At 70.0% G+C, this 23,118-nt stretch carries 22 protein-coding genes; 8 read left to right on the forward strand and 14 right to left on the reverse strand.

Features of this window, described 5'->3' with window-relative positions; genetic code table 11:
• The first annotated feature begins 87 nt into the window (after positions 1 to 87).
• Positions 88 to 975: an NAD-dependent epimerase/dehydratase family protein gene (locus MMA15_RS04045; RefSeq protein ID WP_277400013.1), complete on the forward strand. Its 888-nt coding sequence runs from the start codon at positions 88 to 90 to the stop codon at positions 973 to 975.
• A gap of 67 nt (positions 976 to 1,042) precedes the next feature.
• Positions 1,043 to 1,372 carry a GlsB/YeaQ/YmgE family stress response membrane protein gene (locus MMA15_RS04050; RefSeq protein WP_241057558.1) on the forward strand — a complete coding sequence of 110 codons (330 nt, stop codon included), beginning with the start codon at positions 1,043 to 1,045 and terminating at the stop codon, positions 1,370 to 1,372.
• Between the two features lie 69 nt (positions 1,373 to 1,441).
• Here the strand turns inward: MMA15_RS04050 and MMA15_RS04055 are convergent, their stop codons facing one another.
• Positions 1,442 to 2,377, reverse strand: coding sequence for a polysaccharide deacetylase family protein (locus MMA15_RS04055; RefSeq protein ID WP_241057559.1), 936 nt, complete (start codon positions 2,375 to 2,377; stop codon positions 1,442 to 1,444).
• A 183-nt stretch (positions 2,378 to 2,560) separates the two neighbouring features.
• Between MMA15_RS04055 and MMA15_RS04060 the strand changes: the two genes are divergently transcribed.
• The 5 genes from MMA15_RS04060 (at position 2,561) to MMA15_RS04080 (ending at position 9,010) form a co-directional block, all read left to right on the forward strand.
• The gene (locus MMA15_RS04060; protein ID WP_241062974.1) at positions 2,561 to 3,772 is read left to right on the forward strand and encodes a TerD family protein; all 1,212 of its coding nucleotides are present in this window, start codon (positions 2,561 to 2,563) and stop codon (positions 3,770 to 3,772) included.
• A 257-nt stretch (positions 3,773 to 4,029) separates the two neighbouring features.
• Entirely contained in the window at positions 4,030 to 5,427 is a 1,398-nt protein-coding gene (locus tag MMA15_RS04065) for an NADP-dependent succinic semialdehyde dehydrogenase (protein ID WP_241057561.1), read from the forward strand.
• 376 nt (positions 5,428 to 5,803) lie between these two features.
• Positions 5,804 to 6,568, forward strand: coding sequence for a crotonase/enoyl-CoA hydratase family protein (locus MMA15_RS04070; RefSeq protein ID WP_241057563.1), 765 nt, complete (start codon positions 5,804 to 5,806; stop codon positions 6,566 to 6,568).
• 145 nt (positions 6,569 to 6,713) lie between these two features.
• Positions 6,714 to 7,151: an effector-associated constant component EACC1 gene (locus tag MMA15_RS04075; protein ID WP_241057564.1), complete on the forward strand. Its 438-nt coding sequence runs from the start codon at positions 6,714 to 6,716 to the stop codon at positions 7,149 to 7,151.
• On the forward strand, positions 7,148 to 9,010 hold the full coding sequence (locus MMA15_RS04080) for a caspase, EACC1-associated type (protein ID WP_241057565.1): 1,863 nt from the start codon (positions 7,148 to 7,150) through the stop codon (positions 9,008 to 9,010). The genes MMA15_RS04075 and MMA15_RS04080 overlap by 4 nt, the downstream gene beginning before the upstream one ends.
• A gap of 99 nt (positions 9,011 to 9,109) precedes the next feature.
• Here MMA15_RS04080 and MMA15_RS04085 read toward each other — a convergent pair whose 3' ends face one another.
• Positions 9,110 to 10,747: a hypothetical protein gene (locus MMA15_RS04085; protein WP_241057566.1), complete on the reverse strand. Its 1,638-nt coding sequence runs from the start codon at positions 10,745 to 10,747 to the stop codon at positions 9,110 to 9,112.
• Between the two features lie 377 nt (positions 10,748 to 11,124).
• Here MMA15_RS04085 and MMA15_RS04090 point away from each other — a divergent pair, with 377 nt between their 5' ends.
• The gene (locus tag MMA15_RS04090) at positions 11,125 to 12,894 is read left to right on the forward strand and encodes a DUF8508 domain-containing protein (protein WP_241057568.1); all 1,770 of its coding nucleotides are present in this window, start codon (positions 11,125 to 11,127) and stop codon (positions 12,892 to 12,894) included.
• Between the two features lie 240 nt (positions 12,895 to 13,134).
• Here the strand turns inward: MMA15_RS04090 and MMA15_RS04100 are convergent, their stop codons facing one another.
• From MMA15_RS04100 to sufB, 12 genes are all read right to left on the reverse strand, one after another.
• Positions 13,135 to 14,082 carry an EI24 domain-containing protein gene (locus MMA15_RS04100; protein WP_241057570.1) on the reverse strand — a complete coding sequence of 316 codons (948 nt, stop codon included), beginning with the start codon at positions 14,080 to 14,082 and terminating at the stop codon, positions 13,135 to 13,137.
• A gap of 98 nt (positions 14,083 to 14,180) precedes the next feature.
• Positions 14,181 to 15,188 carry a 2,3,4,5-tetrahydropyridine-2,6-dicarboxylate N-succinyltransferase gene (dapD, locus tag MMA15_RS04105; RefSeq protein ID WP_241057573.1) on the reverse strand — a complete coding sequence of 336 codons (1,008 nt, stop codon included), beginning with the start codon at positions 15,186 to 15,188 and terminating at the stop codon, positions 14,181 to 14,183.
• A 95-nt stretch (positions 15,189 to 15,283) separates the two neighbouring features.
• Entirely contained in the window at positions 15,284 to 15,958 is a 675-nt protein-coding gene (locus MMA15_RS04110) for a TetR/AcrR family transcriptional regulator (protein WP_241057574.1), read from the reverse strand.
• Entirely contained in the window at positions 15,958 to 16,278 is a 321-nt protein-coding gene (locus MMA15_RS04115; RefSeq protein ID WP_241057576.1) for a DMT family transporter, read from the reverse strand. The genes MMA15_RS04110 and MMA15_RS04115 overlap by 1 nt, the downstream gene beginning before the upstream one ends.
• 97 nt (positions 16,279 to 16,375) lie before the next feature.
• A complete protein-coding gene (locus MMA15_RS04120) occupies positions 16,376 to 16,750 on the reverse strand; it encodes a VOC family protein (protein ID WP_241057578.1) in 375 nt (124 codons plus the stop codon).
• A 132-nt stretch (positions 16,751 to 16,882) separates the two neighbouring features.
• Positions 16,883 to 17,212, reverse strand: a complete 330-nt coding sequence (locus MMA15_RS04125) for a metal-sulfur cluster assembly factor (protein ID WP_070015090.1) — start codon at positions 17,210 to 17,212, stop codon at positions 16,883 to 16,885.
• Positions 17,209 to 17,676: a Fe-S cluster assembly sulfur transfer protein SufU gene (gene sufU, locus MMA15_RS04130; RefSeq protein ID WP_241057580.1), complete on the reverse strand. Its 468-nt coding sequence runs from the start codon at positions 17,674 to 17,676 to the stop codon at positions 17,209 to 17,211. The genes MMA15_RS04125 and sufU overlap by 4 nt, the downstream gene beginning before the upstream one ends.
• 43 nt (positions 17,677 to 17,719) lie before the next feature.
• Positions 17,720 to 18,973, reverse strand: a complete 1,254-nt coding sequence (locus MMA15_RS04135; RefSeq protein ID WP_241062975.1) for a cysteine desulfurase — start codon at positions 18,971 to 18,973, stop codon at positions 17,720 to 17,722.
• A 5-nt stretch (positions 18,974 to 18,978) separates the two neighbouring features.
• Positions 18,979 to 19,743, reverse strand: a complete 765-nt coding sequence (gene sufC / locus MMA15_RS04140) for a Fe-S cluster assembly ATPase SufC (protein ID WP_241057582.1) — start codon at positions 19,741 to 19,743, stop codon at positions 18,979 to 18,981.
• 7 nt (positions 19,744 to 19,750) lie between these two features.
• On the reverse strand, positions 19,751 to 20,092 hold the full coding sequence (locus tag MMA15_RS04145; protein WP_241057583.1) for a non-heme iron oxygenase ferredoxin subunit: 342 nt from the start codon (positions 20,090 to 20,092) through the stop codon (positions 19,751 to 19,753).
• Positions 20,089 to 21,267, reverse strand: coding sequence for a Fe-S cluster assembly protein SufD (gene sufD, locus MMA15_RS04150; RefSeq protein ID WP_241057584.1), 1,179 nt, complete (start codon positions 21,265 to 21,267; stop codon positions 20,089 to 20,091). The genes MMA15_RS04145 and sufD overlap by 4 nt, the downstream gene beginning before the upstream one ends.
• Positions 21,268 to 21,497: 230 nt before the next feature.
• Positions 21,498 to 22,919, reverse strand: a complete 1,422-nt coding sequence (sufB, locus tag MMA15_RS04155; RefSeq protein ID WP_241057585.1) for a Fe-S cluster assembly protein SufB — start codon at positions 22,917 to 22,919, stop codon at positions 21,498 to 21,500.
• Positions 22,920 to 23,118: the final 199 nt, after the last annotated feature.

Genomic DNA, 23,118 nt, shown 5'->3' on the forward strand with positions numbered 1-23,118 from the left:
CCGCGCGCCGGGATCTTGACGCCACAGCGGCCCGCTCCATAGCTTGTCTCCATATATGAACCATGTCTACGGACGGAGACCTCGCCGATGTCCGCCCAGTCGATGTCCGACCCGCCGAAGTCCGATCCTCCTAGGCCCGATCCGCCGACGCCGGACTCGTCCGCGCCCGGCCGCCCCCGCACCGTCCTGCTCACCGGCGCCGCGGGCGGACTCGGCACGCTGATGCGCGAACTGCTCCCCCGCCACGGATACCGGCTGCGCCTCTTCGACGTCCGTCCCGTCGAGGGCGAACCAGGCGCCGTCACAGCCGACTTGAACGACGCGACGGCTCTGCGCGAGGCCGTGCGCGGCGTCGACGCGATCGTCCATCTCGCCGGGATCTCGCTGGAAGCCCCCTTCGAGAAGATCCTGCACTCCAACATCGAGGGCACGTACCGGCTCTACGAGGCCGCTCGCGAAGAGGGCGTGCGGCGCGTGGTATTCGCCTCCTCCAACCACGCGGTGGGCTTCACCGAGCGCCCGGCAGACGACGGCCCGCTCATCCCCGTGGACACCCCTCGCCGCCCGGACACCTACTACGGCCTCTCCAAGTCCTTCGGCGAGGACCTCGCCCAGCTCTACTGGGACCGGCACGGCATCGAGACCGTCTCCGTACGCATCGGCTCCTGCTTCCCCGAGCCGACCTCCGTAAGGATGCTCTCGCTGTGGCTGAGCCCGGCCGACGGCGCCCGGCTCTTCCACGCGGCGCTCACCGCACCGGACGTCGGCCACACCGTCGTATACGGCTCCTCCGCCAACACCCGCCTGTGGTGGGACCTTTCGAGCGCCCGCGCACTCGGCTACGAACCGCGGGACGACTCCGAGCCATACGCGGCCCAACTGCTCGCGGAACACGGGGAACCCGACCCGTCCGACCCCGAACACGCCCGTCTCGGCGGGCATTTCTGCACCCGGCCGCCCATCTGGCCGCACTGAAAAGGGAGTCGGGGGGCATGATGGACCCCGAAGGGATCACCCAGGCCGCCACGGGGAGGGCACCGCCATGTACTTCGTCGCAGAGACCGATCCGGAATCCGCGCTGTCCGGACTCGTGGACTCGGGGCTGGTGAGCTGGCTGATCCTCGGGCTGATCGCGGGCACCGTCGCCAAGGTCATACTCCCGGGCCGCGACCCGGGCGGCCTGCTCGGCACCATCCTCATCGGCATCGCGGGCGCCTTCATCGGCGGCTGGCTCTCCTCCACCTTCCTGGACCGCTCGGTGGACCACGACTTCGTCGACCCGGCGCTGTGGGTCTCGGCCGTCGCCGGGTCGCTGGTGCTGCTGATCGGATACCGCATCTTCTTCGGCCACTCACGGGAACGCCGCCGCTGAGCGGACGGCGGCAGCGGCGGACCTGCCGGCTGCGCCCGGAGGCCCCGGCGACCGCCGGGGGCCCCACGGTCAGCCGCCCCACCCCTTTCCCGTACGTTCCTCGAACACGTCCGTACGGGACGGCAGTACGGGCGTATAGCCGGAGTCGAGCAGCCGGGGAAGGTAGTCGCGCAACGCGGCGACGGTCTGCGAGCGGTCACCGCCTCCGTCGTGGGAGAGCAGGATCGCGCCGGGCCGCACGGTCTCCAGGACGGTCGAGGTGATCTCGCGCGTCCCCGGTTCCTTCCAGTCGCAGGTGTCGACGGACCAGCCCAGCGGGCTCATTCCGAGGGACGCGGATATCTCCAGTGCCCGCTTGTTCCAGCCGCCGAAGGGCGCGCGGGCCAGTACGGGCGCGGTGCCCACCGCCTCGTCGACGACGTCGCTGGTGCGGGCGAGCTGTTCGTATATCTCGTGGGAGCGCATGCGCGTCAGCAGCGAATGGCTCCAGGAGTGGTTGGCTATCTCGTGGCCCGCGTCGGCTATCGCGTTCAGCAGCCAGGCGTTGGCGGCCGCGTCCCTGCCTATGACGCAGAACGTGGCCCGCACGCGGCAGCGGCGCAGCACCTCCAGCACCTGGGGCGTGTAGTGGGGGTCGGGCCCGTCGTCGAAGGTGAGGGCTATCTCGCGACCGCCTGAGTCCAGCGTGTAGGCGACGGAGGTGCTTCCACGTGCCCTGGGGTGGAGCTCGGCCGCCTCGGGGCGCAGGCGGTAGGACTCGGGCGCGTGGGCCTGGCGTGCCGCCGCACGGTGATGACGCTGTACGTGCCGGGAGGCTCCCTTCGCGTCGGCTCCGCCTCCGGTGCCGGAGCCGCCGCCGACGGCGTGCGCGCGGTTCGCGGCGCACGCGCCGGCTATGAGCAGGCCGCCGAGGAAGAGCCGTCTGGAGTTGGCGGGGGCATGGGCGCGAGTGTGACCGCGGGCCCGGTCGGGGGCCGGGTCCGGTGTGCGTGATGTCGAAGTCATGCGGCACGTACTGCCACGCCGGAGAGTAGTCACACATGTTCGGTCCGTGACACCACTCGTATGCCTCATCGGTTCTCCGCCGTGCGCGGCGTTCCCTCTGCTAACGGCCCGCGAACTCCCGGAACGCATCTCCGGCAAAGGAACCGCAAAGCACGGCCGCTCGTTACGACCGGCATGACGGCAATGACTCCCGGCTCCAACCTCCCGCTCAGCACGGCCCAGGTGGCGGTGGAGGTGACCGCGCCCTCCCGCCTGGACGTCTCAGGACTGCTCCTCGGCGAGAACGGAAAGGTCCGCTCCGACGCCGACTTCGTGTTCTACAACCAGCCGGCCGGCCCCGGCGTGACCCACAGCAGCGGCTCCGCCGACACCATCACGGTCGACACCGGGAAGGTGCCGGCCGATGTGCAGAAGGTCGTGGTCACCGCCAGCCCGGACGCCCCCGGCACCACCTTCGCGGGCATGGAGCCCACCGCGACCGTGCGGGACGCCGCCACGGGCTCGGTGATCGCCACCTTCACACCGCCGTCGCTCGGCAGCGAGACGGCCCTCGTCGTGGTCGAGGTATACCGCCGGGGCAACGACTGGAAGGTGCGTGCCGTCGGCCAGGGCTACGCCAACGGACTCGGCGGCATCGCGTCCGACTTCGGCGTCGACGTCGAGGAGCCCGCCGCACCGGTGGCCACCCCCGCGCCCTCGCCCACGCCGCAGGCGCCACCGCCGCCTCAGGCGCCCCAGGCACAGCCCGCGCCTCCGCCTGCTCCCGCCGCTCAGGCGCCCCCCGCCGCGCCGCAGCCCGGAGCCGGAAAGATCAATCTGGACAAGGGCAAGGTCAGCCTTCAGAAGAACCAGACGGTCTCGCTCACCAAGGGCGGCCGTCCCATGCTCGCCAGCGTCCGCATGGGCCTCGGCTGGGAGCCGGTCTTCCGCGCCGGCCGCAGGGCCAAGGAGATCGACCTCGACGCCTCGGTCATCGCCTACGACGCGTCCCGTAAGAAGGTGGACGCCTGCTACTTCGGCAAGCTCGCCATCCTGAACGGCGTCGTGCAGCACTCCGGCGACAACCTCACCGGGGAGGGCGGCGGCGACGACGAGGTCATCACCGTCCATCTCGGCGACCTCCCGCCGCAGGTCACCGGCCTGGTCTTCACCGTCAACTCCTTCTCGGGGCAGAAGTTCACGGAGGTGGCCAAGGCGTACTGCCGGCTCGTCGACGCGGCCACGGACCAGGAGCTGGTCCGCTTCGACCTCAGCAACGCCGAGCCGCGCACCGGAGTGCTGATGTGCAAGCTCGTACGGCAGTTCTCCGGCGAGTGGGACATGACCGCTCTCGGCGAGTACGTCGACTCACGCACGGTGCGCGGCATGGTCAAGCCGGGCGGCGCCGCACTGTGAGCCGCGGCTGAGCCCCGGAGCGCCTCCTTCGGCCTAACGCCGCGAATTCGGGGTACCGCGGGGTCACGGACATCTGTGCGCGTACGGCCCGTGGGCGCCGCGGCGCGCACGCACGGGCACGGGCCCGGCATCGGCACGGGCCCACGTCCCGGCGGCGGGCACCCGTACACGCACACCTCGTACACGCACATCCCGTACACCCGCACCAACAGGCACAGCCACAGGCAGGCATCGAAGCAGCCGAAGGAGGCGCTCACATGGCCATCGCCACGGTGAATCCGGCCACGGGCGAGACCCTGAAGACGTTCGAACCGCACAACGCCGGCGAGATCGAAGAACGGCTCGTCAGGGCCGAACGCGCCTTCCGCGAACACCGCCTCACCGGCTTCGCCGAGCGGTCCCGGCTGATGCACCGTGCGGCGGACCTGCTTGAGGAGGACCAGGACGCTGCCGCCCGCATGATGACGACCGAGATGGGCAAGCCGCTGGCCGCCGCCCGTGCCGAGGCGGCCAAGTGCGTGAAGGCGATGCGCTGGTACGCCGAGCACGCCGAGGCGCAGCTCGCCGACGAGCATCCCGCTCCCTCCGACGTGGCGGACTCGGGCGCGGCACGTGCCTTCGTGCGCTACCGGCCGCTGGGCCCCGTACTGGCCGTCATGCCGTGGAACTTCCCGCTGTGGCAGGTCGTGCGCTTCGCGGCCCCGGCGCTGATGGCGGGGAACACCGGGCTGCTCAAGCACGCGTCGAACGTGCCGCAGACCGCGCTGTATCTGGAGGAGCTGTTCCGTCGCGCCGGTTTCCCCGAGGGCGTCTTCCAGACCCTCCTCGTCGGCTCCGACGCGATCGCCGGCCTGCTCCGCGACGAGCGGATCGTCGCCGCCACCCTCACCGGCAGCGAGCCCGCGGGCCGCTCGGTCGCCTCCATCGCCGGTGACGAGATCAAGAAGACGGTGCTCGAACTGGGCGGCAGCGACCCCTACTTGGTGCTCCCCTCCGCCGACCTGGACAAGGCCGTACGCACCGCCGTCACGGCCCGTGTGCAGAACGCCGGGCAGTCCTGCATCGCGGCCAAGCGCTTCATCGTGCACACCGACGTCTACGACACCTTCACGGCACGCTTCGTGGAGCGTATGTCCGCGCTGAAGGTCGGCGACCCCACTGCCGACGACACCGACGTCGGGCCGCTCTCCAGCGCACAGGGCCGCTCCGACCTGGAGGAACTCGTCGACGACGCCACGCGCCGCGGCGCCACCGCCCAGTGCGGCGGCGGACGTCCGCTGCACCTGCCGGACGGCTGGTACTACGAGCCGACGGTGCTCACCGGCGTTACCGAGGACATGCGCATCCACCGCGAGGAGGCGTTCGGACCGGTCGCCTCCGTATACCGCGTGGACAGCCTGGACGAGGCGGTCGAACTCGCCAACGGCACGTCCTTCGGCCTCAGTTCGAACGCCTGGACACGCGACTCCGCCGAGCAGGAGCGGCTCACCCGCGATCTGGAGGCGGGCGGCGTCTTCTTCAACGGCATGACGGCCTCCCACCCCGGACTGCCCTTCGGCGGGGTCAAGCGCTCCGGCTACGGGCGGGAACTGGCCGGGCACGGCATCCGGGAGTTCTGCAACGCGACCACGGTGTGGTTCGGCCCGGAAGAGTGACAATGGTGATGTCCGGTCCATAGGGCCGGGCAGCCCGGACGGCAGCACGCCGGGTCCGGCGGGGACCGGGCGGGCGGACCGTACTCCGCGGCGCGGCGCGAATCACGCCGCGTGCGGAAGGTCCGCTCGCCCGGCCTCTGTCTTACGGGTGGCCACGGGGATGCGCGGGGGCGTTGTGCGGTGCGGTCCGGGGGTGATCCGGAGGGTGCCCGTCCGCGCGATGGGACCGCGCTGCGCATCAGGCGCCGGACGGCGAGCCCGCCCGTCCCGCCCCGCGAGGGCCCGCTGCGAAAGCCCGGCCCGGCAGGACGTGACCCGCCGGTAAGGTCGGTATCCCTGCCCGTCGCCTGCGCCCCCACCGGAGGTCGAACCCGCCATGGCCGTACGTACCGAGAGACAGGGGCCGGTCACCACCGTCGTCCTCTCCCGCCCCGAGGCACGCAACGCCGTCGACGGCGAGACGGCGAACAGGCTGGCCGCCGCCTTCCGCGACTTCGAAGCCGACACTGAGGCACTGGTCGCCGTCCTGTGGGGCGAGGGCGGCACCTTCTGCGCCGGGGCGGACCTCAAGGCCATCGGCACCGACCGCGCCAACCGCGTCGCACCCGACGGCGACGGACCCATGGGCCCCACCAGGCTGCGCCTGTCGAAGCCCGTCATCGCGGCCGTCAGCGGCCACGCGGTCGCAGGCGGTCTCGAACTGGCCCTCTGGTGCGATCTGCGGGTCGCCGAGGAGGACGCGGTCTTCGGCGTCTTCTGCCGCCGCTGGGGCGTCCCGCTGATAGACGGCGGTACCGTGCGGCTGCCCCGGCTGATCGGGCAGAGCCGCGCCCTCGACCTCATCCTGACCGGCCGCCCCGTACCCGCGCGTGAGGCGTACGACATGGGCCTCGCCAATCGCCTCGTGCCGCACGGCGAGTCCCGCGCCGCGGCGGAGGAACTCGCCGCCGCGATCGCCCGCTTCCCTCAGACCTGTCTGCGCGGCGACCTCGCCTCCGTACACGAGCAGGAGGGCCTGTCCGAGGAAGGCGCGATGACTCGCGAACTGCGCCACGGGCAGGCCGCGTTGCTGGAGGCCGCGCAGGGAGCGGCGCGCTTCGCCGCGGGCGCGGGCCGCCACGGGGACTTCGAGTCGATCTGACCGGTCACGGTCCGCTCCGGACAGGCGCCCGCTCGGCCCCGGGCCCGCTCCCCTTCAAAACGCTTCCTCAACTGCGGGCCCGCCCTGCGAAGTTGCCCCTCGGGCTCATCCCGGGCACCCTGTCCTGCACAGGGGGTAAACAAGGATGGACTTACAGTTCAGGCTGCCCGACGCGGCCGACGACTCCGAACTCGGGCAGTTCCACGACTGGCTGCTCCGCGAGCGCAGCCTTCGTACCGGCGCCGAGATCTCCACGATTCCCGCCCCGCCCACGGCGGACGGCATGGGCCTGTCCATGGACGCGGTGGAGCTGATCCTCAACTCGGGCCTCCAACTGGCCTCTCTCGCGGTCGCGATCGTCTCGTACCGCAAGGCGACCGAACCGAGGTCCGGCATGACGATCAGCCGCGGCGACGTAGAGGTCCGGCTGAGCCGCGGAGAACTCGAAGACGTCGCTGCCGTCCTCGGCGCTCTGGAACACCTGCGTCAGGCGGGAGACGACGAGAGCACCCACGACGACGAGGACGGCGAGCCCGGCGAGGGACCAGGCCGCCAAGACCGCGACGAGGACCGCGAACCGTGAACGCGCTGCCCGATCCGAAGCGTTCAGCGGCCGTGGTCGTCGGAGTCGGCGAGTACACGAGAATGCCCGAGCTTCCGGCGGTGAAGGAGAACCGCGAGCGGCTCAAGGCTGTGCTGACCGACCCCGAGATCTGGGGCCTGCCGGAGGGGCGCTTCCACGAGGTGCCCGACCCGATGCACGCGGCCGACCTGATCGACCCCGTGATCGAGGCCGCACAGCAGGCCCGCGACACCCTGATCGTCTACTACGCCGGGCACGGCTTCATCGACCACAAGGGCGAACTCTTCCTCACCCTCCCCGAATCCAGGAACAGGCGCCGCCACACGGCCGTCCCATACGACTGGCTGCGCCAGGCCATCCTGGAACACAGCGGCGCGGAACGCAGGGTCGTGATCCTCGACTGCTGCTACAGCGGCAGGGCCCTGGAGGGCATGTCCGATCCGGCCGCCGAACTGCCTGCCGCCGCAGGCATCAACGGCAGCTATCTGCTGACGTCCGCGGCCGAGAACGTCCAGGCCCTCTCCCCGAGAGGCGAGGACTGCACGGCCTTCACCGGCGAACTCACTCGCGTACTGCGTGAAGGCATCCCGGACGGCGAGGAGTTCCTCACCCTCGACGCCGTCTACGGACGCGTCCTGCACGCACTGAGGGACAAGGGGCGGCCCGAACCCCAGGAACAGGACCGAGGGCAGATCGGCAGGCTCCCGTTCGTGCGGAACCGGGCCGAAGGGCCGCCGCCGCCCCCGCCTCGCCGCAGGCAGGGAACTGTCCTCGGCGTCGCGACCGCCACGCTGCTCGCAGCCGTCGCCGTACCCGTCACCTGGAAGCTGACGACGGGAGACGACCGGGGCTACGGCGGCCCCTGCTCGGAGCGGGTATCGCTGCTCGGTTTCTCGGACCGTCTCGACAAGACCGAATACCACGGGGAGCCCGTCTCCGGCCTCTCGTCGCTGGCGCCGCGCGGCGGTTCGCGGCTGCTGGCGCTCTCCGACACCGCCTCCCCACGGCTCTACGAACTGTCGGCGAAGGCCCGGGGCAAGCCGGAGCCGCACATCCTGGACTCGACTCTCCTGCGCCGCAAGGACGGCACAGCCTACTCCGGCGAGGACTTCGACGCGGAGGCCATGGTCACGGAGGACGGCGGGCGCACCGTGCTGGTGGCGTCCGAATCGGGGCCCAGCATCAGCCGGTTCGACGTCGGCTCCGGAAGGCTGGTCACGGGCTTCCCGGTGCCGGAACGGTTCCGTATCGCACCCGACGGCGACGGACAGCGCAGTGAGAGCTTCGAGTCGATGGCACTCAGCCCCGACGGCCGGTACCTCTATGTGGGCATCGAGTCCCCGCTCAGCGGGGACGGCAGCCGCCAGGGCCGTGCGCCGGTGCGCATCCTGCGCTACAAGGGCAAGCCGGGCGGCGACTACGTCCCCGACCGGCAGTTCGCCTATCTGACGGGCTCCGGGCTGCGCCTCGCGGATCTCGTGGCGACCGGCGAGGACGGCGTTCTGCTGGCGCTGGAGCGCGGCTACGCCGAGGGGCAGGGGAACGCCGTGCGGATGCACCGCGTTTCGCTGCGGGACCTGCCGGACGTCGCCGGGGAGGAATCCCTGGCGGAGGCGCCCCAGGAGGCGTTCGCCCGTAAGCGGACGCTGTTCGACCTCGCCGAGTGCCCCGATTCCGGGGCCCGTTCACCGCAGAAGCAGTCCAACCCGCTGCTGGACAACGTGGAGGGCGCGGCGCTGGGGCCCCGGCTGACAGAAGGCGACGACAAGGGACGGCGGTTGCTGTATCTCGTCTCCGACGACAACGACAGCGCGATGCAGGTCACGAGGTTCTACGCGCTCGCAGTCGACCCGGACTGAGGACGCGACGCGAGGACGGACAGGTCACGAGGGCGGACAGGTCACGAGGGCGGACAGGTCACGAGGGCGGACATGAGGCGAAGTCGAGCCGCCCAGCGCTCAGTTCAGCCGGCTGCGCGCCTTGAACGCAGCCTTGCGTGCGTCCTTCGCCGTCTGCTTGTCGGGGTGTACGCGGCCCATCGCCTCCAGGACATGGCCCGTCGCCGGATGGTCGACCTTCCACGCCTTGTCGAAGAAGCCCGCGTGCTGGTCCACCAACCCCTGTACCAGGCCCTGAAGTTCGGCGGCCTCGCCCGCGGTCGCAAGCTGCGCCGCGATCGTGTCGACGGTCAGCCAGAAGACCATCTCCTCGTCCGGCTGCGGCACGTTGTCCGCCCCGTGCTCCACGAGCCAGACCCTGGCCAGTCCGCCGAGCTGGCGGTCCTCCAGTACGTCGCGCAGCGCCGGTTCGGCGTCCGTACCGATGAGCGAGAGGGCCTGCTGGCAGGAGAGGCGGCGCGACGGCGCGGCCTCGTCCGATCCCCGGGCCGCCGTGAGCAGTTCGCGTGCCGCCTGGAGGGGCGTACGGGCGGCGAGCCAGGACTCGATCTCCGCCTGCGCGTTCTCCTCGGTGTACGCGCTCAGCGCGCCCAGCAGCCTCGAAGCGTCCACGTCGGCGAGATCCCCGACGGCGGGCGCCTCGGCACCCGCCTCCAGCAGGCGCTGCCGTACGCCGTGGATGCCCAGCGGGGTCAGCCGGACCATGCCGTAGCGGGAGACGTCCTCGTCGTCGAGGCTCTCCGGCAGCTCCACGTCCTCGTCGGCCTCCTCGGTCAACGCCTCATCGACCGGCTGGTATTCGACGAGTCCGGTGGGCGCGAGCATCCGGAACTGCTCGTCGAGCTTCATCATCGCCGCCGACACCTCTTCGAGCACGGCATCGGTCGGCTCCTCCATGTCGTCCGGGACGATCATCGAGGCGGCGAGCACCGGCAGCGGCACCATCGCACCGGCCGACACTGCCTGGTCGGTCGCGGTGAGGACGTAGAGGTTGCCGAGGGCGCCGTCGAGGAAGTCGGCCTCCTGCTCCGGATTCCAGTCGAGGGAGTCGAGGTCGATGGCCTCCGGGTCGACCTGGCCGTCCTCGCCGGTGACATCGTCCAGACCGCCGATGAGGTCCTCGAAGCTCGGCGTGGCGGCGTCGGCGAGCACGCTCTCCATGCCGCCCTGCCAGATGTCCAGTACGTCGTGCGGGGAGCCTTCGCCGCGCAGCAGGGGGAGTTCGGGGCCCGGGCGTGCGGTGCCCACGGGTTCCTCGGTGAGGGAGGAAGCCGCGCCGGCGGGGGCCGTCCCGGGGGCGTCCGAGTGCTCCTCGCCCGTGGCCTCGTCCTGTTCGCGCGCCGGACCGTCCGCGCCCTCCTCGTGGCCCTCGTCGTCCTCGACCTCCAACAGGCCCGTGTCGACGGCGAGTTGCCACGCCTGCGCCGTGTGCATCTCCCCGTCCTCGTCGTCGGTGAGGCCGAGTTGGGCGACCGCCTCCTTCAACTGCGGTGCGAGCAGCTCACCCCCGGCACCGACGGGCACCCCGTCCGCGCCTCCCCCGGCGGGACCGGTGCCCTCTCCCCCGGCCCAGGCCGCGAGCCGTGCCGCCCATGAGAAGAGCGGTGCGGCCAGTGCGTCACGCGCGAGTTCGGCTTCGGAGGACAGCCGCACGGGCGGCATGGCGGGACGGTCGCCACCGGTCGTTTCACCGGACATCAGCGCGTTCATCTCCTACGGGGGTGCTACCGGGTTGCGGGAAAACTGCGGCCCCCAGCGTAGACGGGAGTGTCCCGCACTGCCCGAATCGCGCGCCCGCGAACTCACGCCCGTCAGTGACGGTTCGGGAACCCTGCGTGCCATCGGACGGCGCACGGGCGGGAGTTGGGTAACGCATGTGCTCAATGGTCCGGCATCTGCTTGACAAGTGAGATGAGCACGACAGACTTTTACGCGCGTAGAGATTACCGGTCCGTAATAACGTGCGCATTTGGAGAGTACGTCCGCCACCCCCACCGGAGGCTCCGTTGTCGTCCCGTCTCGCTCGTACCTCCGCACTGACCGCCGCTGCGGTGTGCGGATCCACTCTGCTCGTCATGACCGCCGTCTCCGCGTCCGGAAACACGGCCGAGGAGGCACGTCTCCACGACATCCAGGGCAACACCCGTGTCTCGCCCTTCGCGGGCAAGCAGGTCACGGATGTGCCCGGCGTCGTCACCGCCGTACGCGGCTTCGGCAAGGCGCAGGGCTTCTGGCTCCAGGACCCCAAGCCGGACGACGACCCCGCCACCAGTGAGGGCATCTTCGTCTTCACCGGCGGCGAGACGCCCGACGTCGAACCCGGCGACTCCATACGGATATCCGGGAAGGTCGCCGAGTACTACCCGGGCGGCGAGGAAGCCGGCGGCCAGTCGGTCACCCAGCTCACCGACGCCAAGTGGAAGGCCGCCTCCAAGGCGAAGCAGAAGCTGCCCAAGGCGACCGCTCTGAACGCCGACCGCGTTCCGGACGCATACGTGCCCGAGGGCAAGGGCGACGACGGCAACATCGAGTCGCTGAAGCTCCAGCCCACCAAGTACGCGCTGGATCTCTACGAATCGCTCGAAGGCATGCGCGCCGGCGTCAAGGACGCCCCGGTGACCGGCCCCACCACGGAGTTCGGCGAACTGTGGGTCACCGCCGACCCCGACGAGCACCCGACCCCACGCGGCGGCACCCTCTACGGCGACTACGACCAGCAGAACGGCGCCCGGATGAAGGTCAGTTCGCTACTGCCGCGCGAGGAGCACCCGTTCCCGAAGGCAGACGTCGGCGACGCCCTGAGCGGCACCACCGCCGGTCCGGTCGACTACGACAACTTCGGCGGCTACACCGTACGAGCCACGACCATGGGCGAGTTGAAGGACAACAAGCTCAAGCGGGAGAAGACCGGCAAGCCCGGCGCGGACGAACTCTCCGTCGCCACCTACAACGTGGAGAACCTCTCGCCCGCGAGCGAGTCCTCCAAGTTCGACCGGCTCTCCGAGGCGCTCGTCGGCAACCTCGCCTCCCCCGACATCGTCGCCCTGGAAGAGGTGCAGGACGACTCCGGCCCCGACGACGACGGCACCGTCTCCGCGGGCAAGACATTGGACAAGCTGACCGCCGCGATCAAGAAGGCGGGCGGCCCCTCGTACGAGTCCCGCCAGATCGACCCGGAGAACAACGCCGACGGCGGCCAGCCCGGCGGCAACATCCGTGTCGCCTTCCTCTTCAACCCCGACCGCGTCGAGTTCGCCGACCGCAAGGGCGGCGACGCCACCACGGCGGTGAAGGTGACCGACGACGGCGGCAAGCCGAAGCTGTCCGCCAACCCCGGACGCATATCCCCGCAGGAGGAGGCCTGGAAGGAGAGCCGCAAGCCGCTGGCCGGTGAGTTCACCTTCAAGGGACGCCAAGTCTTCGTCGTCGCCAACCACTTCAGCTCCAAGGGCGGCGACCAGCCGATGGAGGGCCGCAACCAGCCGCCCACCCGCGAGTCGGAGAAGCAGCGCACCGCGCAGGCGGAACTCGTCAACTCCTTCGCGAAGAAGGTCGAATCCGTCGACAAGAAGGCCGCGGTCATCGCCGCCGGCGACTTCAACGACTTCCCCTTCTCCCCCGCCCTGGACGCCATGCGCAAGGGCGGCGTCTTCAGCAGTCCCATGGACGAGCTGCCCGCCGGCGAACGCTACGGCTACGTCTTCAACGGCAACTCGCAGGTCCTCGACCACGCGGTGACCAGCCCCGGCGTCGGCAAGGTCGAGTACGACATCGTCCACATCAACGCCGAGTTCCACGACCAGGCCAGCGACCACGACCCCTCCGTGATCCGCCTCAAGCCGTAAGGCTGCACGAACCGTTCCGGCCCGCCGGCGGGCGCCCTTGAGGGTGGGGCGCCCGCCGGCGTTCGCGCGTGACCTGTTCTCAGCGTGGTCGTCAGATCGACGGGCGTCCCGAAGTCGCCGACGAGTTCGCGGCGGTACCCTGCGGCGCCCTTGGGCTCCGTATAGAGATGGCACCGGCCGACGTACGGGTCGGCGATCAGATAGACCAGGACGCCCGCGTCCCGCTCGGTATGACGCTGCCTACCGAGGGCTTCCCCACTGAGACCGCGGGTCAGGCGCCTGGGGCTTCGGCGCGCTGAATCCCGGCGCCTGCGCCGGGTGTTGAGGCTGAGCATGGGGCTGAGCTGAGGGCTGGGCCTGTCCATGCGCCTGAGCGTGGGTCTGAGCGTGGGTCCGGGGCGGCTCGTCGCCGAACCGGCCGCTCGCGGGGTCCTGCTCGTCGCCCGGTCCGCCGTCGTCCGTCAGGTCCCGTACCAGCAGGGCCGCGCCCGCGACCGCGCCCGGCATCAGCACGACCGCGACCAGCGGCACCAGGAAGGCCAGCACCAGCGGTACGCCGAAGCCGAGCGCCAGCGCCTTTCGGGTGCGGAGGATGCGCAGCCTCTCCCGTACCGGAATCCCCCGCCGCTGCATGGCGACCGAGACCAGTTCCAGGGTGAGGAAGAAGCCCGAGACGGCGAAGCCGAGCGCCGGTACGACGGTCTGGCCGATCGCCGGGAGGAAGCCGAGGAAGAAGAGCGGAACGGTGAACAGCAGCATCCGCCACAGCACGTAGAGGCTGTCGCGGAGGGAGATCCACACCTCCGCCCACATCGGGCGGTCCGGGCCGGAGGGCGCGCCGCCCTCGGACTCCTCGACCTGCTCCGACAGCTTCTCGTAGAAGGGGTCGCCGATCACCAGCGTCGCGGCGGTGAAGGTCAGCACCGAAACCAGCAGTGCCCCGAGCCACAGCAGCACCGCGAACAGCACGCGCAGCGAGTCCCGCCACAGGCCGTCCCAGCCGTCCGCGAAGGGCGTGGCCCAGGCGGCGATGTCGTCGGCGTAGAAGGCGAGGGCGGTGAGCGCGGCGACGTAGAGCACCAGGGCCACCAGCGCGGGCAGCAGGCCGAAGCCGAACCACCGCCCGTGGCCGAAGACCCACCGCTGCCCACGCCCCAAGTACCGCATCCCCGCGGTGAGATCACGCATGCCCGTAAGCCTAATGGCCCACGGGCATGCGGGACGCGGGGGCGGACGGCCGTGGCCGCGCGGCTGCGCGCAAGGGGCCGCCGATCCGGCCGGTGCGGTCAGTTGTGGCTGTGCAGCGCCTCGTTCAGTCCGCCCCAGGAGCCGCTGCGCTGGATGACCTCGACCTTGCCGGTGGTCGAATTGCGGCGGAAGAGAAGGTTGTCGGCGCCCGACAGCTCCAGCGCCTTGACGATCTGCCCGTCCGGCAGCGACACCCTCGTACCGGCCGTGACGTACAGACCCGCCTCGACGACGCAGTCGTCCCCGAGGGAGATGCCGATGCCCGCCTCGGCGCCCAGCAGGCACCGCTCGCCGATGGAGATCGTCTCCTTGCCGCCGCCGGAGAGCGTGCCCATGATCGACGCGCCGCCGCCGATGTCGGAGCCGTCGCCGACCACGACGCCCGCGCTGATACGGCCCTCGACCATGGACGTGCCGAGGGTGCCGGCGTTGAAGTTGATGAAGCCCTCGTGCATGACCGTGGTGCCCTCGGCCAGGTGCGCACCGAGCCGGGCGCGGTCGGCGTCGGCGATGCGCACGCCCTTCGGCGCCACGTAGTCCGTCATGCGCGGGAACTTGTCGACGCTGGTGACGCTCAGGTGCTTGCCCGCGGCGCGTGCCGCGAGCCGCACCTGCGCCAGCCGGTCGACGGCCACGGGGCCGAGGCTCGTCCAGGCGACGTTGGCCAGCAGCCCGAACTGGCCCTCCAGATTCAGCCCGTGGGGACGTACGAGCCGGTGGCTGAGCAGGTGCAGACGCAGAAAGACGTCGTGGGTGTCGGCGGGCTTGTCGTCGAGCGAGCCGATGACCGTACGCACGGCGACGATCTCGACCCCGCGCACCGGATCGGTGCCCAGCGCCCGCGGAGCGTCCTCTCCGAGTGCCTCGGCGGCGCGCTCCGGGCTGAGCCGCTCGCTCCCGGCGGGCCCCTCGGGGGACTCGACGAGTTCCGGCGCGGGGAACCAGGTGTCGAGGACGGTGTCCTCGCCGTCCTGGCCGGGTGCGATCGTGGCGAGCCCGACGGCGACGGCGCCGGTCGTACGGGTTGTGGTGGCTGCTTGCGTCATGCCTGGCACGTTATCCGGCCCGCCGTGGGCGAGGCCAACCCGTCTCGGACGGCGGAAGAGACACCGCCACCGGGGTCCGCGGGCGCGCGGAGCTGTCAGCTCTCGCCGGTGACTCGGGCGAGGGCCGAGCGGACCTCGGCGGCGTCGAACGGCCGGTCGGTGAGCAGCAGTTGCAGCAGCAGCCCGTCGATGAGCGCCACGAGGACGCGGGCGGTGGCGGCGTCCCGTGTGTGGCGGCCGACGACCTCGGCCATCTCGTCCAGCCAGGCGGCGGCGACGGGCTGGAGCGCGGGGCGGCGCAGCGCCGCGAGATACAGCTCGTACTCCAGGCGGATACGGCCGCGGCCTCCGTGTGCGTACTCCTCCAGCAGGCGTGTGAGGACGTCCGCGAGTCCGGGCTCGCCGTGGCAGGCGGCCGGTCCGCCGGGCGACCCCGGCTCGCCGCTCGGCCCCGGCCTGTCCATATCGGGCAGCGTCTGGGTCCTGTCCGTCTCGGGCGGCGCCTCGGTCCCGGCCGTCTCGGGCAGCGCCTCCGAAAGGGCCTCCGCCCAGCCCTTCATGGCGCTGCGCGGCTCGCTGCTCACCTCTTCCAGCGCGGCGACCAGCAGATCGTCGAGACCCGCGAAGTGGTACGTGGTGGATCCGAGCGGCACCCCGGCCTCCGCGGCGACCGTGCGATGGCTGAGCGCCGCTATGCCCTTCAACTCGACGATGCGGATGGCGGCTTCGATGATCCGCCGTCTGCGTTCGGGGTCGTAGCGGCGGGCCATCAGTGGACCCCGCCGAGGTTGAGTACGACGACGCCCGCGATGACCAGCACGATCCCGGTGATCTTCAGCAGGGTGACCGACTCCCCGATGAAGGTGATGCCGATGGCGGCGATGGCCGCGGTGCCCACTCCGGCCCAGATGGCATAGGCGGTGCCCACCGCCATCGACTTGAGCGTCTGGGCGAGCAGTATGAACGCCACCGCATAGCTGACGCCGGTGATCAGGGAGGGCAGCAGCTTGCTGAAGCCGTTGCTGTACTTCATCGCCGTGGTGCCGAGCACCTCCGCCAGGATCGCGCCCGCGAGCGTCACATAGACCATGCGTACGAGCGTACACAACGTTGTGTACGGCCGTACACGACACTGTGCGCAATCCCTGTCGAACGTAAGGATTCGGTCAGCGGTGCCCGGGGCGGGATCAGTCCGCGAACTCGATAAGACTTCCGCGCGGCCTCAGCACGCAGAACTCATTGCCCTCGGGGTCCGCCAGCACGACCCACGACCTCGCTTCGCCCTGGCCGATGTCCACGCGGCGCGCGCCCAGCGCGAGAAGGCGTTCGACCTCGGCGTCCTGGTCGTCGGGGGCGAGGTCGAAGTGCAGACGGTTCTTCACGGTCTTCTCGTCCGTGACCGGCATGAAGCAGATGCCCGTCGGCGCGGACGGGTCCGTCCCGATGACGACTTCGCGTTCCTTCTCGGACAGCACCCGCCAGTCCAGCGCCGCGCACCAGAAGGCCGCCAGGCCGGGCAGATCGTGTGCGTCGACGACGATGTGATGCAAGGAGACGGCCATGGCCCCAGGATGTCGGGGGCCATGGCCGTCGTGCACGCGATATTCCCGCGTGGCCGGCCGGATCAGAGCCGACCGGTACGTCCGCGCGGTGCGGGTGCGCGTCCGACGCGGACGCGGGAGATCAGATCCCGCTCAGACGTTGAATCCGAGCGCCCGGAGCTGCTCCCGCCCGTCGTCGGTGATCTTGTCCGGGCCCCACGGGGGCATCCAGACCCAGTTGATCTTCAGCTCGTCGACGATGCCCTCGGTCGCGGACTTCGCCTGGTCCTCGATGACGTCCGTCAGCGGACAGGCGGCGGAGGTGAGCGTCATATCGATCGTCGCGACGTTCGAGTCGTCGATGTGGACCCCGTAGATCAGGCCCAGGTTGACGACGTCGATGCCCAGCTCCGGGTCGACCACGTCGAGCAGCGCCTCGCGGACCTCGTCCTCGCTCGCGGGCTTCGCGGTGGTCTCGGTCATGCGGTCTTCTCCTTTACCGAGTCCTCGCCCAGCGCCTGGGCGGTGGCGTCCTTCCATGCCATCCAGCTCAGCAGAGCACACTTCACACGTGCCGGGTACTTCGAGACCCCGGCGAAGGCGACGGCGTCCTCCAGCACGTCCTCCATGGCGTCGTCCGGCTCGATACGGCCTCTGGACTGCATCAGCTCCAGAAACGTCTCCTGGATCGTGCGGGCCTCGTCCAGCTCCTTGCCGACCAGCAGCTCGTTCAGCACCGAGGCGCTGGCCTGGCTGATGGAACAGCCCTGCCCCTCGTAGCTGACGTCGCTGATCGTCTCGCCGTCGTAGCGCACACGCAGGGTGATCTCGTCACCGCACGTCGGGTTGACGTGGTGCACCTCGGCGTCGCCCTCACGCAGGCCCTTGCCGTGCGGGTTCTTGTAGTGGTCCAGGATCACGTCCTGGTACATGGAGTCCAGCTTCACGAGTCAGTCCGTCCGTCCGGTCCTCTGCGGCTGCGCCGTCGTCCTAGGCGAAGAAGTTCCGTACGTGTTCCACGCCCTCGGCCAGGGCATCCACCTCGGCCGGCGTGGAGTACAGATAGAACGACGCCCGCGTGGTCGCAGGAATTCCGTACCGCAGACAGACAGGCCGCGCGCAGTGGTGCCCCACGCGGACCGCGATGCCCTGTTCGTCGAGCACCTGGCCCACGTCGTGCGGATGGATGTCCCCCAGCGTGAAGGAGATCGCGGCACCGCGGTCCTCGGCCGTGGTGGGGCCGATGAAGCGCAGGTCCGGGATCTCGCTCAGCCTGGCGACGGCGTACGCGGTCAGCGCGTGCTCGTGCTCCTCGATGCGGTCCATGCCGATGGCGGAGAGATAGTCGACGGCCGCGCCGAGGCCCACCGCCTGAGCGATCGGCGGTGTGCCCGCCTCGAACTTGTGCGGAGCGGGCGCGTAGGTCGACGAGTTCATCGTGACCGTCTCGATCATCTCGCCGCCGCCGAGGAACGGAGGCAGATCGTCCAGCAGTTCCTGCCTGCCCCACAGCACGCCGATGCCCGTGGGACCGCACATCTTGTGCCCGGTGAAGGCCACGAAGTCGGCCTGGAGCGCCTGTACGTCCAGCACCATGTGCGGAGCGGCCTGCGAGGCGTCGATGACGACGAGCGCGCCGACCTCCTGCGCACGGCGCACGATCGTCTCGACCGGATTGATCGTGCCCATGATGTTGGAGACGAGCGTGAAGGAGACGACCTTGGTCTTCTCCGTGATGACCTCGTCGACGGCCGACAGGTCGAGCCTGCCGTCGTCGGTGAGGCCGAACCACTTCAGCTTCGCGCCCGTACGCTGCGAAAGGAGCTGCCACGGAACGATGTTGGAGTGGTGCTCCATCTCCGTGATGACGATCTCGGTGTCGTGCTGCACGCGGTAGGGCTCGTCGGCCCAGCCGAGCATGTTGGCCACGAGGTTGAGCGACTCCGAGGCGTTCTTGGTGAAGACGACCTCGTCGCGGCTCGGCGCGTTGATGAACGCGGCGACCTTGTCACGCGCGCCCTCGTACAGCGCCGTGGCCTCCTCTGCGAGCACGTGCACGCCGCGGTGGACGTTGGCGTGGTGCCGCTCGTAGTAGTCGCTCACGGCGTCGAGCACCTGGCGCGGCTTCTGGGACGAGGCCGCGTTGTCCAGGTACACGAGCTTCTGCCCGTCGTGGACCGTGCGGTCCAGGATCGGGAAGTCCTTGCGGATCGCCTCGGTGTCGAGCAGACCCGGAAGCGTCACATCGTTCACGAAGCGGCGCCTCCCTTCACATACGCCTCGTAGCCCTCTTCCTCCAGCTTGTCGGCCAGCTCCGGGCCGCCGGACTCGGCGATCCGGCCCTTGGCGAACACGTGGACGTGGTCGGGCTTGATGTAGCGCAGGATGCGCGTGTAGTGGGTGATCAGCATGGTGCCGACCTCGCCGTTCTCACGGACGCGGTTGACGCCCTCGGAGACCACCCGCAGCGCGTCCACGTCGAGACCGGAGTCGGTCTCGTCGAGAATCGCGATCTTCGGCTTGAGCAGCTCCAGTTGGAGGATCTCGTGGCGCTTCTTCTCGCCGCCGGAGAAGCCCTCGTTGACGTTCCGCTCGGCGAAGGACGGGTCGATCTGGAGGCGCTCCATGGCCTCCTTGACCTCCTTCACCCACAGCCGCAGCTTGGGTGCCTCGCCGCGCAGCGCCGTCGCCGACGTACGGAGGAAGTTGGAGACGGAGACGCCGGGCACCTCGACCGGGTACTGCATGGCGAGGAAGACTCCGGCGCGAGCGCGCTCGTCCGGGGTCATCTCCAGGACGTCCTCGCCGTCGAGGGTCACCGAGCCGCCGGTGACCGAGTACTTGGGGTGGCCGGCGAGGGAGTAGGCGAGCGTGGACTTGCCGGAACCGTTGGGCCCCATGATCGCGTGCGTCTCGCCCTGCTTCACCGTCAGGTCGACACCGCGCAGGATCTCGTTCGGGCCGTTCTCGGTCTCGACGGAGACGTGCAGGTCGTTGATCTCAAGCGTTGCCATGGGGACTTCAGGACTCCTGTGTGACGGAGACGAGCACGGCCGCGTCGGGCCCTTCGCCTTCGATTCTTACGGGGTAGACGGGGATGGGGCGGGTCGCGGGCAGCCCGGAGGGTTTGCCCGTACGCAGATCGAAACTGGAGCCGTGCAGCCAGCACTCGATCTGGCAGTCCTCGACCTCGCCCTCGGACAGTGAGACGTTCGCGTGCGAGCAGATGTCGTTGACCGCGAACACCTCTCCCTCCGTACGGACGAGAGCGACCGGCACGCCTTCGAGCTCCACCCGCTTAGGGGTGTCGTCCTCCAGCTCGCCGAGCGTCGCCACGCGTACGAAGCCTTCGCCGTCGCTCATACCGACGCCTCCAGCTCCGCCTCGATCTTCTCGATGAGGCGCTCCTCCACGTCCGGCAGGCCGATCTGCTGGACGAGTTCGGCGAAGAAGCCCCGCACGACCAGCCGCCGCGCCTCCTGCTCGGGGATGCCCCGGGCCTGGAGGTAGAAGAGCTGCTCGTCGTCGAACCGGCCGGTGGCCGAGGCGTGGCCCGCCCCGACGATCTCACCGGTCTCGATCTCCAGGTTGGGCACCGAGTCGACCCGCGCGCCGTCGGTCAGCACGAGGTTGCGGTTCAGCTCGTAGGTGTCGGTGCCGGTGGCGGCGGCGCGGATCAGCACGTCGCCGATCCATACGGCATGCGCCTCGTCGCCTTGCAGGGCGCCCTTGTAGACCACGTTGCTGCGGCAGTTGGGCCTGTCATGGTCGACGAAGAGCCGGTGCTCCTGGTGCTGGCCGTTGTCGGTGAAGTAGAGCCCGTAGAACTCCGCCTCGCCGCCCGGGCCCGCGTAGTTCACACGGGGGTGGAGGCGTACGACGTCACCGCCGAAGGTGACGACGACCGACTTGAAGGTGGCGTCCCGGCCGACCAGGGCGTTGTGCTGTGAGCAGTGGACGGCGGTGTCGTCCCAGTCCTGCACGGAGACCACGGTCAGCTTGGCGCCGTCGCCGAGCACGAACTCGACGTTGGCGGCGCGCACCGCGTCGCCGGTGTGGTCGATGACGATGACCGCCTCGGCGAAGTCCTTCACCTCGAAGACGGTGTGGCCGAAGCTGACGCCGCCCTCGCCGTGCAGTGAGACGCGCACCGGCTCCTTCAGCACGGCCTCCTTCGGGACCGTCACGACCGAGGCCTTCTCGAACGAGGAGAACGCCTGGGCGGCGACCCGGTCGACGGGCTTGCCCGCGCGGCCGACGCGCGAGTCGTCACGGCCGACCGTCTCGACCGTCACGCCCTCCGGCGCGTCGACCTCCACCTTGAGCGAGCCGGACGCCTCGGCCGTACCGTCGTGCAGCCCCTTGAGCCGCTCGATCGGGGTGAAGCGCCACTCCTCCTCCCTGCCGTGCGGCACGGGGAAGTCCGCCACGTCGAAGGACGGCGGTGCGCTCATCCGGGTGGCGACGGTGGACTCAGCCGCCACCGCGATGCCCCCCACGGCGGTGGAACCCGCTGGAATCTTCTGAGCCTCGGCCATAGCTGTCGTCGTGCTCTCTTTCTGCCTTCGGTCTTCTCGCCCGGCTGCGGGCGTGTGTGCGGTGCCGGGGATCGGTCCCGGACCCGTCCCGTGGTCCTCCGGTCTTCCGGAAGGGCCCCGGACCGGGCCTTTCTCCGGCCCCGCACACTCGGTACGTGCGGAACGGGTACGCGCTCGCGGCCCGCGCGCTGGGCTGAGGTACGGCGCGCACCGCGCCGTGTGCCGGGCGGCTAGCCGACCGCGCCCTCCATCTGAAGCTCGATGAGCCTGTTGAGCTCCAGCGCGTACTCCATGGGGAGCTCCTTCGCGATGGGCTCCACGAAGCCGCGGACGATCATGGCCATGGCCTCGTCCTCGGACAGGCCCCGGCTCATCAGGTAGAAGAGCTGGTCGTCGCTGACCTTGGAGACGGTCGCCTCGTGGCCCATCGTCACGTCGTCCTCGCGGACGTCGACGTACGGATAGGTGTCGGAGCGGGAGACCGTGTCCACCAGCAGCGCGTCGCACAGCACGTTGGACTTCGACCCCTCGGCGCCCTCGGCGATCTCGATCAGACCGCGGTAGGACGTACGGCCGCCGCTGCGGGCCACCGACTTGGAGACGATGTTGGAGGACGTGCGCGGCGCCATGTGGACCATCTTCGCGCCGGCGTCCTGGTGCTGGCCCTCGCCCGCGAAGGCGACGGAGAGCGTCTCGCCCTTGGCGTGCTCGCCCATCAGATAGACGGCCGGGTACTTCATCGTGACCTTCGAGCCGAGGTTGCCGTCGACCCACTCCATGGTCGCGCCCTCGTAGGCCACCGCACGCTTGGTGACGAGGTTGTAGACGTTGTTCGACCAGTTCTGGATCGTCGTGTAGCGGCAGCGGCCGCCCTTCTTGACGATGATCTCGACGACGGCGGAGTGCAGCGAGTCCGAGTTGTAGATCGGAGCCGTGCAGCCCTCGACGTAGTGCACATAGGCGTTCTCGTCGACGATGATCAGCGTCCGCTCGAACTGGCCCATGTTCTCGGTGTTGATGCGGAAGTAGGCCTGGAGCGGGATGTCGACGTGCACGCCCGGCGGCACGTAGATGAACGAACCGCCCGACCACACCGCGGTGTTGAGCGCGGCGAACTTGTTGTCACCGGGCGGGATGACCGTGCCGAAGTGCTCCTGGAAGATCTCCGGGTGCTCGCGCAGCGCCGTGTCCGTGTCCAGGAAGAGGACGCCCTGTGCCTCCAGGTCCTCACGGATCTGGTGGTAGACGACCTCCGACTCGTACTGCGCGGCGACACCGGCGACCAGGCGCTGCTTCTCCGCCTCCGGGATGCCGAGCTTGTCGTAGGTGTTCTTGATGTCCTCGGGCAGGTCGTCCCACGTCTGGGCCTGCTGCTCCGTGGACCGCACGAAGTACTTGATGTTGTCGAAGTCGATGCCCGAGAGGTCCGAACCCCAGTTGGGCATGGGCTTCTTCTCGAAGAGGCGGTGCCCCTTCAGCCGGAGCTTGAGCATCCACTCCGGCTCGTTCTTCTTCCCCGAGATGTCGCGGACGACCTCGTCGGAGAGACCGCGCTTGGCCGCGGCACCGGCCGCGTCGGAGTCGGCCCAGCCGTACTCGTACTTGCCCAGCCCTTCGAGTTCGGGGTGGGCAGTCTCCGTAGGAGAGGTCATGCGGGGTTCCTCCCGGCGGTGTTCGCTGGTGCTTTGGTGGCGTCGCCCGGCTCGGTCCTGCTGGGGCCGGGCTTGCTTGGGCTGCTGCCTGGGCTCTCGCTTCGGCTCTTGCTCGGGTTTTGGCTTCTGCTTCCGCCCAGGTCGTTGCTCGTACTGTGGCTCGTTCTGCTCGTTCTGCTGCGGGGCTCCGCGGCTGCCC

Source organism: Streptomyces marispadix, from assembly GCF_022524345.1.
Taxonomy (GTDB): domain Bacteria; phylum Actinomycetota; class Actinomycetes; order Streptomycetales; family Streptomycetaceae; genus Streptomyces; species Streptomyces marispadix.

Coding starts and splice junctions, on each gene's coding strand:
- MMA15_RS04050 (WP_241057558.1), top strand. CDS start 1,043: ATGTACTTCGTCGCAGAGACCGATCCGGAATCCGCGCTGTCCGGACTC.
- MMA15_RS04110 (WP_241057574.1), bottom strand. CDS start 15,958: ATGGCCCGCCGCTACGACCCCGAACGCAGACGGCGGATCATCGAAGCC.
- MMA15_RS04145 (WP_241057583.1), bottom strand. CDS start 20,092: ATGAGCGACGGCGAAGGCTTCGTACGCGTGGCGACGCTCGGCGAGCTG.
- MMA15_RS04120 (WP_241057578.1), bottom strand. CDS start 16,750: ATGGCCGTCTCCTTGCATCACATCGTCGTCGACGCACACGATCTGCCC.
- sufC (WP_241057582.1), bottom strand. CDS start 19,743: ATGGCAACGCTTGAGATCAACGACCTGCACGTCTCCGTCGAGACCGAG.
- MMA15_RS04125 (WP_070015090.1), bottom strand. CDS start 17,212: ATGACCGAGACCACCGCGAAGCCCGCGAGCGAGGACGAGGTCCGCGAG.
- MMA15_RS04085 (WP_241057566.1), bottom strand. CDS start 10,747: ATGTCCGGTGAAACGACCGGTGGCGACCGTCCCGCCATGCCGCCCGTG.
- MMA15_RS04065 (WP_241057561.1), top strand. CDS start 4,030: ATGGCCATCGCCACGGTGAATCCGGCCACGGGCGAGACCCTGAAGACG.
- MMA15_RS04060 (WP_241062974.1), top strand. CDS start 2,561: ATGACTCCCGGCTCCAACCTCCCGCTCAGCACGGCCCAGGTGGCGGTG.
- sufB (WP_241057585.1), bottom strand. CDS start 22,919: ATGACCTCTCCTACGGAGACTGCCCACCCCGAACTCGAAGGGCTGGGC.
- MMA15_RS04070 (WP_241057563.1), top strand. CDS start 5,804: ATGGCCGTACGTACCGAGAGACAGGGGCCGGTCACCACCGTCGTCCTC.
- MMA15_RS04115 (WP_241057576.1), bottom strand. CDS start 16,278: ATGGTCTATGTGACGCTCGCGGGCGCGATCCTGGCGGAGGTGCTCGGC.
- MMA15_RS04075 (WP_241057564.1), top strand. CDS start 6,714: ATGGACTTACAGTTCAGGCTGCCCGACGCGGCCGACGACTCCGAACTC.
- MMA15_RS04090 (WP_241057568.1), top strand. CDS start 11,125: ATGACCGCCGTCTCCGCGTCCGGAAACACGGCCGAGGAGGCACGTCTC.
- MMA15_RS04100 (WP_241057570.1), bottom strand. CDS start 14,082: ATGCGTGATCTCACCGCGGGGATGCGGTACTTGGGGCGTGGGCAGCGG.
- sufD (WP_241057584.1), bottom strand. CDS start 21,267: ATGGCCGAGGCTCAGAAGATTCCAGCGGGTTCCACCGCCGTGGGGGGC.
- MMA15_RS04045 (WP_277400013.1), top strand. CDS start 88: ATGTCCGCCCAGTCGATGTCCGACCCGCCGAAGTCCGATCCTCCTAGG.
- dapD (WP_241057573.1), bottom strand. CDS start 15,188: ATGACGCAAGCAGCCACCACAACCCGTACGACCGGCGCCGTCGCCGTC.
- MMA15_RS04055 (WP_241057559.1), bottom strand. CDS start 2,377: ATGACTTCGACATCACGCACACCGGACCCGGCCCCCGACCGGGCCCGC.